At 40.3% G+C, this 12374-nt stretch carries 12 protein-coding genes; 8 read left to right on the top strand and 4 right to left on the bottom strand.

Annotated features, from left to right (window positions below; translation table 11 throughout):
- Positions 1-183: 183 nt before the first annotated feature.
- Positions 184-1044, bottom strand: coding sequence for a succinate--CoA ligase subunit alpha (gene sucD / locus BXY_RS02955; protein ID WP_008640137.1), 861 nt, complete (start codon positions 1042-1044; stop codon positions 184-186).
- 32 nt (positions 1045-1076) lie between these two features.
- On the bottom strand, positions 1077-2207 hold the full coding sequence (gene sucC, locus BXY_RS02950; protein ID WP_004316406.1) for an ADP-forming succinate--CoA ligase subunit beta: 1131 nt from the start codon (positions 2205-2207) through the stop codon (positions 1077-1079).
- 19 nt (positions 2208-2226) lie between these two features.
- Here sucC and BXY_RS02945 point away from each other — a divergent pair, with 19 nt between their 5' ends.
- Positions 2227-2424 carry a hypothetical protein gene (locus BXY_RS02945; protein WP_008640141.1) on the top strand — a complete coding sequence of 66 codons (198 nt, stop codon included), beginning with the start codon at positions 2227-2229 and terminating at the stop codon, positions 2422-2424.
- Here the strand turns inward: BXY_RS02945 and fabD are convergent.
- Together fabD and thiD are read right to left on the bottom strand one after the other, a co-directional pair.
- Positions 2409-3296: an ACP S-malonyltransferase gene (gene fabD / locus BXY_RS02940; RefSeq protein WP_004316407.1), complete on the bottom strand. Its 888-nt coding sequence runs from the start codon at positions 3294-3296 to the stop codon at positions 2409-2411. The two genes, BXY_RS02945 and fabD, sit on opposite strands and share 16 nt — an antisense overlap.
- Positions 3297-3346: 50 nt before the next feature.
- Positions 3347-4183 (bottom strand): bifunctional hydroxymethylpyrimidine kinase/phosphomethylpyrimidine kinase, encoded by an 837-nt coding sequence (thiD, locus tag BXY_RS02935; RefSeq protein WP_004316408.1) that lies wholly within the window; start codon positions 4181-4183, stop codon positions 3347-3349.
- Positions 4184-4524: 341 nt separating this feature from the next.
- Here thiD and BXY_RS02930 point away from each other — a divergent pair, with 341 nt between their 5' ends.
- From BXY_RS02930 to BXY_RS02900, 7 genes are all read left to right on the top strand, one after another.
- The gene (locus BXY_RS02930) at positions 4525-5256 is read left to right on the top strand and encodes an NUDIX hydrolase (RefSeq protein ID WP_004295874.1); all 732 of its coding nucleotides are present in this window, start codon (positions 4525-4527) and stop codon (positions 5254-5256) included.
- Positions 5257-5374: 118 nt separating this feature from the next.
- Positions 5375-6898: a xylulokinase gene (locus BXY_RS02925; protein ID WP_008640143.1), complete on the top strand. Its 1524-nt coding sequence runs from the start codon at positions 5375-5377 to the stop codon at positions 6896-6898.
- A 40-nt stretch (positions 6899-6938) separates the two neighbouring features.
- Complete coding sequence (gene xylA, locus BXY_RS02920) at positions 6939-8255, top strand: xylose isomerase (RefSeq protein WP_004295876.1); 1317 nt, start codon at positions 6939-6941, stop codon at positions 8253-8255.
- Between the two features lie 138 nt (positions 8256-8393).
- Positions 8394-9848: a D-xylose transporter XylE gene (gene xylE / locus BXY_RS02915; protein ID WP_004316410.1), complete on the top strand. Its 1455-nt coding sequence runs from the start codon at positions 8394-8396 to the stop codon at positions 9846-9848.
- Positions 9849-10157: 309 nt separating this feature from the next.
- A complete protein-coding gene (locus tag BXY_RS02910) occupies positions 10158-11024 on the top strand; it encodes an agmatine deiminase family protein (protein ID WP_004316411.1) in 867 nt (288 codons plus the stop codon).
- Positions 11025-11210: 186 nt separating this feature from the next.
- Complete coding sequence (locus tag BXY_RS02905) at positions 11211-11681, top strand: 5' nucleotidase, NT5C type (RefSeq protein ID WP_004316412.1); 471 nt, start codon at positions 11211-11213, stop codon at positions 11679-11681.
- A gap of 83 nt (positions 11682-11764) precedes the next feature.
- A partial coding sequence (locus tag BXY_RS02900) for a hypothetical protein (RefSeq protein ID WP_208946743.1) occupies positions 11765-12374 on the top strand: 610 nt, incomplete at its 3' end.

Raw genomic sequence — 12374 nt, 5'->3', positions numbered from 1 at the left:
CAGTAATAGAGAAGGGCGCACTAGGAAACTAGCGCGCCCTTCTTCTGTTAATCCTCATTATTATCTTCTTCATCATCCACCATATTATTGAGTTCCAATTCCAGGTCTACCAGCTCTTGTTCCTATAATTTCAGGATATTCTTCGGTGTATCTTTTGCGGCTTTCTTTATTCTCTTTTGGAGGTTACTTTTTCAATAGTTTGGGTATATCCGAAGGCTCTTGTGCCACTCGGATACCAGCTGCTTCCAAAGATTCAATTTTCTCTTTTGCCGAACCGGAACTTCCCGAAATAATAGCGCCTGCATGGCCCATTTGTTTTCCCGGAGGAGCTGATTGTCCGGCAATAAATGCTACCACAGGTTTAGTTACATTATTACGAATATATTCGGCCGCTTGTTCTTCCGCATTTCCTCCAATCTCTCCAATCAGGACGATTGCTTCTGTTTCCGGATCATTCTGAAACATTTCCAGCAGTTGGCGGAAGTGAAGCCCTACAACAGGATCGCCCCCGATGCCGATAGCGGTAGATTGTCCCATTCCATTAGCTGTTAAGTGATACACAATCTCGTAAGTAAGTGTTCCGCTACGGCTGATGACACCTACATTTCCTTCTAAAAAGACTTGTCCCGGTAAGATGCCAACCATGCTTTTTCCCGGAGAGATAAGTCCCGGACAGTTAGGCCCGATCAACATGGCACCTTTTTGTTCGGCAAACTGATGTGCCTTAATCACGTCCAGTGTGGGGATTCCTTCTGCAATGCAGACTATGATCCGGATGCCTGCGTCCGCTGCCTCCATGATAGCATCTGCCGCAAAACGTGCCGGAACGAAAATGATGGAGGTATTAGCTTTTGTCTGCTCGACAGCGTCATACATGGTGTTGAATACGGGGATTCCGTCCACATCTATTCCTCCTTTGCCCGGAGAAGTACCTCCGACCACATTGGTTCCATATTCTTTCATCTTCTTGGCATGGAAAAGCCCGTCTCTGCCAGTGATTCCCTGCACAATCAAACGGGTGGATTTATCTATTAGTATGCTCATAATTGCTTTATTTTTTAGTGATTTGGTACGTATTATGCTTTCAGAGCCATAAGAGCAGCCTCTTTCATCGTTGTGGCTATTTGGAAACGGCTGTAATTCCGTAACAGTTCCCGTCCGATATGTTCATTGGTGCCTGTAAGCCGGACGATGACGGGGACATTGCTGTTTATCTGCTCGAATGCCTGAAGAAGTCCCATTGCTACATCATCGCAACGAGTGATCCCACCGAAAATATTAATCAGGACCACTTTTACTTTCTCATCCTGCAATAAGAGTTTCATAGCTTCAATAACCTTGACAGGATTGGAGCTGCCCCCGATGTCGAGAAAATTAGCAGGCTGACCGCCGTAAAGTTTAGTCATGTCCATAGTAGCCATGGCAAGTCCGGCGCCATTTACCATACAACCGATATTGCCGTCCATGTGAACATAACTGAATCCTTTATCTTTGGCATCTGCTTCCACTTTTTCTTCTTCCGTCGGATCAAACAAAGCATGAATCTCCGGATGCCGATAGAGCGCATTGTCATCAAAAACGATCTTTGCGTCAATGGCCATTAACGTACCTTTCTTTGTAAGTGCCAGCGGATTTACTTCCACTAACGACGCGTCATTCTCCACAAAGATTTTATAAAGTTCCTGAAGGATGGCAGCCATTTTACCTGCCTGTTCCATTTGGGGGAAGAGAGTGAAAGCAAAACGCCTTGCCAGATAGTCGGGGAGGCCAATGAATGGATTGATTGAATATCGGATGATTTTCTCCGGTGTCTGACGGGCTACCTCTTCAATATCCATACCACCGGATGCACTCATCATCAGAACGACAGAACGTGTATTCCGGTCGATGGTATAACTGACGTAATATTCTGCAGCAATATCAACCGCTTCGCTGACCAGAACTTGATTGACAGGAAGACCTTTAATGCTCATTCCGAGAATGTTCATGGCTTCCTGATAAGCATCTTCCGTATTGTTTACCAGTTTTACTCCTCCGGCTTTTCCTCGGCCTCCGGTTAATACTTGTGCTTTTATAACCACTCTGTCTGTTCCCATCCTCCGGTATGCAGCCAGGACGCCTGCGGCAGTACGGCATAAAGTGTGCCTCTCGACAGGTATTCCGTACTTGGAGAAAATCTCTTTCGCTTGATATTCATGTATTTTCATGGCTCATAAATTTGAGTAAATGATTCCTATAATAAAAACAAAAGAAAGATTCGGAAAGTTTGCCGGAAAAGAAAAGTATCAGGGTGTTTTACAACATGTTCGTTTGTATTCCATTTATGGTTTTCATATAAAAAAAAGCGTGTTGGAACTATTACCAACACGCTCTATATCATTTAAAGATGAAGTCTGTCTTACGGATATTTATGCAATACCGTGAGCATTGACAGTACCGTCAATCTTTTTAATCAATCCTTGAAGTACGGCACCCGGGCCACATTCTGTAAAATCAGTAGCACCGTCAGCAACCATATTCTTTACTGATTGTGTCCAACGTACGGAAGCAGTCAATTGGGCAACCAGATTCTTTTTGATTTCTGCAGGGTCAGTGTGAGGAAGCGCATCCACATTCTGATATACCGGACATTTAGGAGTATGTATTTCGGTAGCTTTAATAGCAGCTTCCAGTTCTATTTTAGCAGGATCCATTAATGGAGAATGGAAAGCACCACCCACTTTCAGCGGAAGAGCACGTTTGGCTCCGGCAGCTTTCATCAGTTCGCACGCCTTTTCGATACCCGGTACAGAGCCGGAGATAACGATTTGTCCCGGGCAGTTGTAGTTGGCCGGTACGCAAACTTCACCTTCTGCATTTACTGCTGCACAGATTTCTTCTACTTTTTCATCCGGCAATGCGATAATAGCAGCCATGGTGGAAGGAGTAGCTTCGCAAGCTTTCTGCATAGCCATTGCACGTGCATACACAAGTTTCAATCCATCTTCAAAACTCAATGCACCGGCAGCAACCAATGCAGAGAACTCACCAAGTGAGTGGCCGGCAGTCATTTCCGGTTTGAAGTCGTCGCCCATGCAAAGAGCAGAAATAACAGAGTGAAGGAAAACGGCAGGTTGAGTAACCTTTGTCTGACGAAGATCTTCGTCTGTGCCGTCGAACATGATATCTGTAATGCGATATCCGAGGATATCATTTGCTTTTTCAAACAATTCTTTTGCTAAAGCTGAGTTTTCATACAGGTCTTTACCCATTCCTACAAATTGAGCGCCTTGACCGGGAAATACAAATGCTTTCATATTTTTATTATTTAATTGATTTTTAATTGCGGGTGCAAAGTTACGTATTTTTATGATACAACCGCACAAAAAGTACACATTTGTGCAACGGTGTCCGGAAAATGCCATAAAGGGCCGTTACCATGGCCGATATTCAATTCTTTTCCTGCGATAATGGCTTGAGTGATATATGTTTTCGCATGCTGGATGGATTCTCGCATGGGGTAGCCTTTGGCAAGATAGGTGGCAATAGCGGAAGAGAGGGTGCATCCCGTTCCATGCAGATTATGGCTTTCTATTTTTTTCTCCTCATATATATGGTAGATAAATTCGGACGTATGCAAAAGGTCGCACATATTGTCTCCTTCCAGATGTCCGCCTTTTAGTAAGATATTAGTCTGATAATCATCCGTCAGCATTTTGGCAGCGGTCTGCATATCCTGAATGTTGTGAATACTTTTACCTGTAAGTACTTTTGCTTCGTCAATATTAGGGGTGATTAATGTGACAAGCGGTAAAAGTTCTTTTTTGATTTCTTCTATCGCTTCATCTGTCATAAGTTTCTTTCCGCTGGTAGACACCATTACCGGATCGTAAACGACGTATGCAGGCGAATATTTTTGTAGACAGTCGGAAATTACACGAACGATCTGAATGTCATTTATCATTCCTATTTTGATGGCAACCGGTTGCAGGTCGTCCATCACGGCTTCTATTTGCCCACGAACCATATCCGGAGAAATGGACTGTACGGCACGTACCCCCAGTGTGTTTTGTACGGTGATGGCAGTAATAGCCGATGCTGCATAGCCTCCTAAAGCCGAGATTGTTTTTATGTCTGCCTGAATACCTGCGCCTCCCGAACAATCGGAGCCGGCAATGGATAAAATGACTGGATGACGTTCCATTTTAGATTTTTTAATATTTACCCGACAAAGATAGAATAAAAAACGATAAGGTACAAAATGACATATCGTTTAAAATACAATAAGTACCTTTCCGGGCATCTGTTGGAAAAGATATGAAAAGTACTGATAATAAAGCGTCCATCTAGTTTTTGTACTTTATACAATTACTCACCCGTGGAAATACTAAAATACATATTGTAATTCGTAAGATAACACTAACTATTCATATTGTAGAATGTATGATATGTATTTATATGAAAAACAATGTTTTATAGCATAGTTCTTATTTTTGTTTTGATGGTTTTTAGCCTCTATATTTGCATCGTCTTAAAGAAATAGATATGCAAAATTTACAGAAAAATACACCTTTAGCAAACAATCATATATCAGTGGACTGTGTAGTGATTGGTTTTGACGGAGAACAACTGAAAGTGTTGCTTGTAAAACGTGCAGGTGAGGATAATGGAGAAGTATATCATGATATGAAACTTCCCGGAAGTCTTATCTATATGGATGAAGCCCTGGATGAAGCTGCACAACGAGTTTTGTATGAACTGACAGGACTTAAAAATGTGAATCTGATGCAGTTTAAAGCATTTGGTTCTAAAAACAGAACGAGTAATCCGAAAGATGTACGTTGGTTGGAAAGAGCTATGCAGTCAAAAGTGGAGCGTATTGTTACCATTGCATATTTGTCGATGGTGAAGATAGACCGTACATTGGATAAGAATCTGGACGATCACCAGGCTTGCTGGGTCGCTTTGAAAGACGTGAAAACACTGGCTTTCGACCATAATCTGATTATAAAGGAGGCAATGACTTATATTCGTCAGTTCGTAGAATTTAATCCTTCCATGTTGTTCGAACTGCTTCCGCGTAAATTTACAGCCGCACAATTAAGGACTCTTTTTGAATTAGTATACGACAAAGCCGTGGATGTGCGTAACTTCCATAAGAAAATAGCAATGATGGAATATGTAGTTCCTTTGGAAGAAAAACAACAAGGAGTGGCTCACCGTGCTGCCCGTTATTATAAATTTGATAAGAAGATATATAATAAGGTAAGAAGGTAGACCCTGTTCAAGTATTAAGTATCAAGTATTAAGTATTAGGCGTTGGATGTTAAAGCATTAATTGTCGGACATTGAGCGTAAATCGTAAATAGTAAATCGTTTAATCGTAAATAAAATTATGTTTCTATTAGGTTATGACATAGGTAGCTCGTCTGTAAAAGCGAGTTTGGTAAATGCGGAGACTGGTAAATGTGTATCCTCGGCATTTTTTCCGAAAACAGAAGCGAATATTATTGCAGTGAATCCCGGATGGGCGGAACAAGATCCTGAAAGTTGGTGGGAAAACTTAAAGTTGTCCACGCAGGCTATTATGACCGAATCCGGAGTTAGTGCCGCTGAAATTAAAGCCATCGGCATCTCTTATCAGATGCACGGATTGGTTTGTGTTGATAAGAATCAGCATGTATTGCGTCCTGCTATCATCTGGTGTGACTCCCGTGCGGTGCCATACGGTCAGAAAGCGTTTGAGACAATCGGGGAGGAGAGATGTCTTTCTCATTTGTTGAACTCACCGGGAAATTTTACCGCTTCCAAGTTGGCGTGGATTAAAGAAAACGAACCTGCCATCTATGAGCAGATTGATAAGATAATGCTGCCGGGCGATTATATTGCCATGAAGTTGAGTGGAGAAATCTGCACAACTGTTTCCGGACTTTCGGAAGGTATGTTCTGGGATTTCAAGAACAACCGGGTGGCTGATTTCTTAATGGATTATTACGGATTTGATTCTTCTTTGATTGCAGATATTAAACCGACCTTTGCAGAGCAGGGACGTGTAAATGCAATAGCTGCCAAAGAGCTTGGACTGAAAGAAGGGACACCGATTACTTATCGTGCAGGCGACCAGCCTAACAATGCCCTTTCTTTGAATGTGTTTAATCCGGGAGAGATTGCTTCTACGGCAGGAACATCGGGAGTGGTTTATGGCGTGAACGGTGAAGTGAACTATGATCCGCAGTCACGCGTCAATACCTTTGCGCATGTCAATCATACCATAGATCAGACACGTTTGGGAGTATTGCTTTGCATCAACGGAACAGGTATTCTCAACTCATGGGTGAAACGCAACATTGCTCCCGAAGGAATATCTTATAATGAAATGAATGTATTGGCTTCCAAAGCTCCTATCGGCAGTGCGGGAATCAGTATTCTGCCCTTTGGTAACGGTGCCGAACGTATGCTGAACAATAAAGAAATCGGTTGCAGTATCCGTGGACTGGATTTTAATACGCATGGCAAACATCATATTATTCGTGCCGCTCAAGAAGGTATTGTATTCTCTTTTAAATATGGCATTGATATCATGGAGCAAATGGGAATTCCTGTGAAGATGATCCATGCCGGACACGCTAATATGTTCTTGAGTTCTATCTTCCGCGATACTTTGGCGGGAGTCACAGGAGCTACTATCGAGCTTTACGATACGGATGGTTCCGTAGGCGCTGCGAAAGGTGCGGGCATCGGTGCAGGTATCTACAAGGATAACAATGAGGCATTTGCTACGCTTGACAAACTGGATGTGATTGAGCCTAATGTGGCAAAACGACAGGAATATGCTGACGCGTACGCAAAATGGAAATACCGTCTTGAAAAGTCGATGACCGGTAACATACCGGCTCCGGTTCTGTCTTCAGATAAATAATTAACAATTTAAATAATAACCATTTTAAAATAAAAGAATTATGGCAACAAAAGAATTTTTCCCGGGAATTGAAAAGATTAAGTTCGAAGGTAAAGATAGTAAGAATCCGATGGCATTCCGTTACTACGATGCTGAAAAGGTTATCAACGGTAAGAAGATGAAAGATTGGTTGAGATTCGCTATGGCATGGTGGCATACTTTGTGTGCTGAAGGTGGCGACCAATTCGGTGGCGGAACAAAACAATTCCCTTGGAATAGTAATGCTGACGCTATACAAGCTGCAAAAGATAAAATGGATGCAGGTTTCGAATTCATGCAGAAAATGGGTATCGAATACTACTGTTTCCACGATGTAGACTTGGTTTCTGAAGGTGCAAGCATCGAAGAATACGAAGCTAACTTGAAAGCAATCGTAGCATACGCAAAACAGAAACAAGCTGAAACAGGCATCAAACTGTTGTGGGGTACTGCCAACGTATTTGGCCATGCACGTTATATGAACGGTGCTGCTACTAACCCTGATTTTGACGTAGTAGCTCGTGCTGCTGTTCAGATCAAGAATGCAATCGATGCAACGATCGAACTGGGTGGTCAGAACTATGTATTCTGGGGTGGCCGTGAAGGCTATATGTCTCTTCTGAATACAGATCAGAAACGTGAAAAAGAACACTTGGCAAAAATGCTGACCATCGCTCGTGATTATGCTCGTGCCCGTGGTTTCAAAGGTACTTTCCTGATTGAACCGAAACCGATGGAACCGACAAAACATCAGTATGATGTAGATACAGAAACAGTAATCGGATTCCTGAAAGCTCATGGCTTGGATAAAGATTTCAAAGTGAACATTGAAGTAAACCACGCAACTTTGGCTGGTCACACTTTCGAACACGAATTGGCAGTAGCAGTAGACAACGGCATGTTGGGTTCTATTGACGCTAACCGTGGTGATTATCAGAATGGTTGGGATACAGACCAATTCCCGATTGATAACTACGAACTGACACAAGCTATGATGCAAATTATCCGCAACGGCGGCTTGGGTAACGGTGGAACAAACTTCGACGCTAAAACTCGTCGTAACTCTACTGACCTGGAAGATATCTTCATCGCTCACATCGCAGGTATGGACGCTATGGCTCGTGCATTGGAAAGCGCAGCTGCTCTGCTGAACGAATCTCCATATAAGAAAATGTTGGCTGACCGTTACGCTTCATTTGATGGCGGTAAAGGTAAGGAGTTTGAAGATGGCAAGTTGACTTTGGAAGATGTAGTTGCTTATGCTAAAGCAAACGGTGAACCGAAGCAGACTAGCGGTAAACAAGAGCTTTATGAAGCAATTCTGAATATGTATTGCTAATTAATCCCACCACAGATTACACGGATTGTTACAGATTAATTTTCTTCTCTCTTATTTTGAATTTTATCTGTGTCAATCTGTGAAATCTGTGGTGATATAAATCCAACTACTACAACACTACTTTATCTACTTATAACCATGATTAATACAACGAACGAGGGTAGTAAACTCTACCTATATTCGATAACCTCTGTCGCCATTTTGGGAGGACTGCTTTTCGGATACGATACAGCGGTTATTTCCGGTGCGGAGAAAGGCTTGGAGGCTTTTTTCCTTTCGGCCTCTGATTTTCAATACAATAAAGTAATGCATGGAATCACATCTTCCAGTGCATTAATTGGCTGTGTACTGGGTGGTGCGATCTCCGGTATATTTGCTTCCCGTTTGGGACGTCGTAATTCTCTAAGGCTTGCTGCCGTACTCTTTTTCCTTTCAGCATTAGGTTCCTATTATCCGGAAGTCTTGTTCTTCGAATATGGAAAGCCGAACATGGATTTGCTGATTGCTTTTAATTTGTATCGTGTTTTGGGCGGTATCGGTGTTGGACTGGCTTCTGCAGTCTGTCCGATGTATATTGCTGAAATTGCTCCTTCTAATATTCGTGGAACGCTTGTATCGTGTAACCAGTTTGCTATCATCTTCGGTATGTTGGTAGTATACTTCGTGAATTTCCTGATTATGGGCGACCATCAAAATCCTATTATTTTGAAAGATGCAGCCGGTGTACTGTCTGTTAGTGCTGAATCTGATATGTGGACCGTTTATGAAGGATGGCGTTACATGTTCGGTTCGGAAGCTTTCCCTGCCGCTTTCTTCGGTTTGTTATTGTTCTTTGTTCCCAAGACTCCTCGTTATCTTGTATTGATACAGCAGGATGAAAAGGCTTATTCGATTCTTGAAAAGATCAATGGTAAGACAAAAGCACAGGAAATTCTTAATGATATTAAAGCTACTGCTCATGAAAAGACAGAGAAAATCTTTACTTATGGAGTGGCAGTAATTGTGATCGGTATTTTGCTTTCTGTATTCCAACAGGCTATCGGTATTAATGCGGTACTTTATTATGCTCCTCGTATTTTCGAAAATGCAGGTGCAGAAGGAGGTGGCATGATGCAGACAGTTATTATGGGTATTGTAAACATTGTCTTTACATTGGTTGCAATCTTCACTGTAGACCGCTTCGGACGTAAACCACTATTGATAATCGGTTCTATTGGTATGGCTGTAGGTGCATTTGCGGTAGCAATGTGTGATAGCATGGCAATAAAGGGTGTTCTCCCGGTACTTTCAGTGATTGTGTATGCAGCATTCTTTATGATGTCTTGGGGACCGATTTGCTGGGTGTTGATCTCGGAAATATTCCCGAACACCATCCGTGGTAAAGCGGTGGCAATCGCCGTAGCATTCCAATGGATATTCAATTACATTGTATCTTCTACTTTCCCGGCACTGTACGACTTCAGCCCGATGTTTGCATATAGTTTATATGGCATAATCTGTGTGGCTGCTGCTATCTTCGTTTGGCGTTGGGTGCCTGAAACGAAAGGTAAGACACTGGAAGATATGAGCAAGCTTTGGAAGAAAAATAAATAAATTAGGTTAGTGTAATTTCATCATGTCATTATGACTTCGGTTTCTTGGCATGGTTCTACTAAGATTATGACATCGTACCAAATGGTATGGTGTCATAATTGTTTTATATACTATTGATAGATAATCACATGTAAAATCATTTAAATGAAGGTATACGAATCGTTTTGCATTTTTGAGTAAATAGATTGTTTGGCTATGCACTTATCTTTGCATTGTGATATTTGTGAGATCGTTTTAAGCTATGGATATTGCCAAATGGCATTTTTCTAGTTATAACATATTATTATTGGTTTTTCGTTAGGTAAGATTATGGTTACAGAACAGTATAAAGATGCCATTTATTTCTCAAGTCTTTTTGCTTGGCATTATCCCAATGTTTATAAAGAAATATCAGACATTCTTGTTTACCACCATATAGAGCATGGTACATTACTACACACTAAAGATTATTGGTGTCGAGATTATATGCCAATACAGTGGGGATTTAAGTCTTATATTCAATTTCGCTATGAACCTGATTATTTGAAGGATAAGCCACAGTACAAAACTAATATTATTCCTGTACTTAAAGCTATGAGTAGAGATATGGATATTACACAGTCTCCACTTATTGTTGATGGGGGAAATGTAGTCGTGTGTGAAGCGAATTCAAAGTGGATAGGATCATGTATGAGAGGTCGGAAACCAATTGTCATCATGACAGAAAAGGTATTTCAGGAAAATTCACAGATTGACCAGAGCGAAGTACTGGCAATACTAAAGGAAAACTTTTATGGAGCAGATATTGTATTTCTACCATGGGACAAATATGATATCTGTGGTCATACAGATGGAATTATTCATAATATTGGTGATGGTAAGATATTGGTCAACTTGAAAGTTTATCCTCCAGAGATAGAACGAGAAATGAGACGTAGATTGAGTGACGATTTTGCCGTTATAGATTTAAAACTTAGCAAGTATGATGAAAATAGTTGGGCATATATAAATATGCTTCAGACACGTGATGTAATCATAATTCCCGGACTTGGATTACCTACAGATGGAGAGGCTTTAAGCCAGATAAAAGAATTGCATCCTTCCTATGATGGACGAATTTACCAGATTAATATAGCTCCGATTATAAAGAAATGGGGAGGTGCATTGAATTGTTTGTCTTGGACTGTGACTAAATAATAAGTAGAAAAAATAAAATAAGTAAGAAATATGGAACTAATTATTGGATTTACAATATTATTTTTGATTGGTGTAAAACTGAATCGATGGATAAATGGTAGCCTTGTCAGATTGTTGTCAACAGGATAAGAATAGCATCACTACGGGATAATTCATTAAATTCAAAATTTATAAAATAAAAATTGTATGATATCAGCGTTATCGACTTTCAAACCTATACTTTATATTGATATGGATAATGTATTAGTTGACTTCCAATCAGGTATTAACAAATTGAGTGAATACGAAAAGAAAGAATATGAGGGACGATATGATGAAGTTCCTAACATTTTTGCGAAAATGTATCCATATAAAGGAGCAATTGATGCTTTCCATCGTTTAGTACGTTTTTATGATGTGTACATTCTTTCCACGGCACCTTGGAATAATCCTTCTGCTTGGTCGGATAAACTTGTATGGGTGAAAAAATGGTTAGGTACATATAGCTATAAACGATTAATTCTTAGCCATCATAAAAATTTAAACAAAGGAGACTTCTTGATAGATGATCGCCTCAAAAATGGTGCGGAAAATTTTAGTGGTGAATTGATATTATTTGGTTCGGAGCAGTATCCGAATTGGGACTCTGTTGTTGACTATTTGATATCATCTAAGTGAGAAATAAAAAAAGTTGATATATTCAGACAACTCTTTACTAAAAAGATTATCTTTACCCAAAGAAATTTAATATTATAATAATCATGGATACTTTGAAAAAAGAAATTGCAATTTTAATACAATGTAGTGACTTTAAGGAAATAGAGAAACAGCTTCAAACAATTAATAAATTGATAGTTACAAATTATATGTTTGAGTTGAGTAATGGGTTGCGGATTTACCCAATTGAAGTAGAAGCTTATTTTAAGCACCCAAAGTTTAATGATGGGTTTGTGCATGGAAATGAACTGCAAAAGAATAATTATGGAAAATTTTATGTTCATCGTACAGGCATGACGAAGAATTCAAAAATTAAAGGTGGCACCAGAGGAGGTATTGATCTTTGCTTATCTGATAGTACTGATATATATTATGGTATCTTGATAAGAAGTGCGCAGTTTGATGATGGCACAATAAAATTCGGACCAAATAATGTTTTAAAATTCATTGTTGAGGATAAGAATTTAGATTATAATACTTTGGAGGAAGAATTTGTTTTAAAAGAAGCTGTTGAAGATTGTCGTGATAGAGAAAATAAATCAATTATTTTACATTCTACACGTGTTGGTTTAGGCAGAAATCAAAGTGATGATTTTAGAGACTCGCAATTGCGAACAATAGCAGGGCCGCTGCTTTCATCTTATGCATATAAAG

Origin of the sequence: Bacteroides xylanisolvens XB1A, from assembly GCF_000210075.1 — a bacterium.
GTDB lineage: Bacteria > Bacteroidota > Bacteroidia > Bacteroidales > Bacteroidaceae > Bacteroides > Bacteroides xylanisolvens.
Note: the sequence above shows the minus strand (reverse complement) of the source record. Positions and strands in the feature narration are given on the sequence as shown.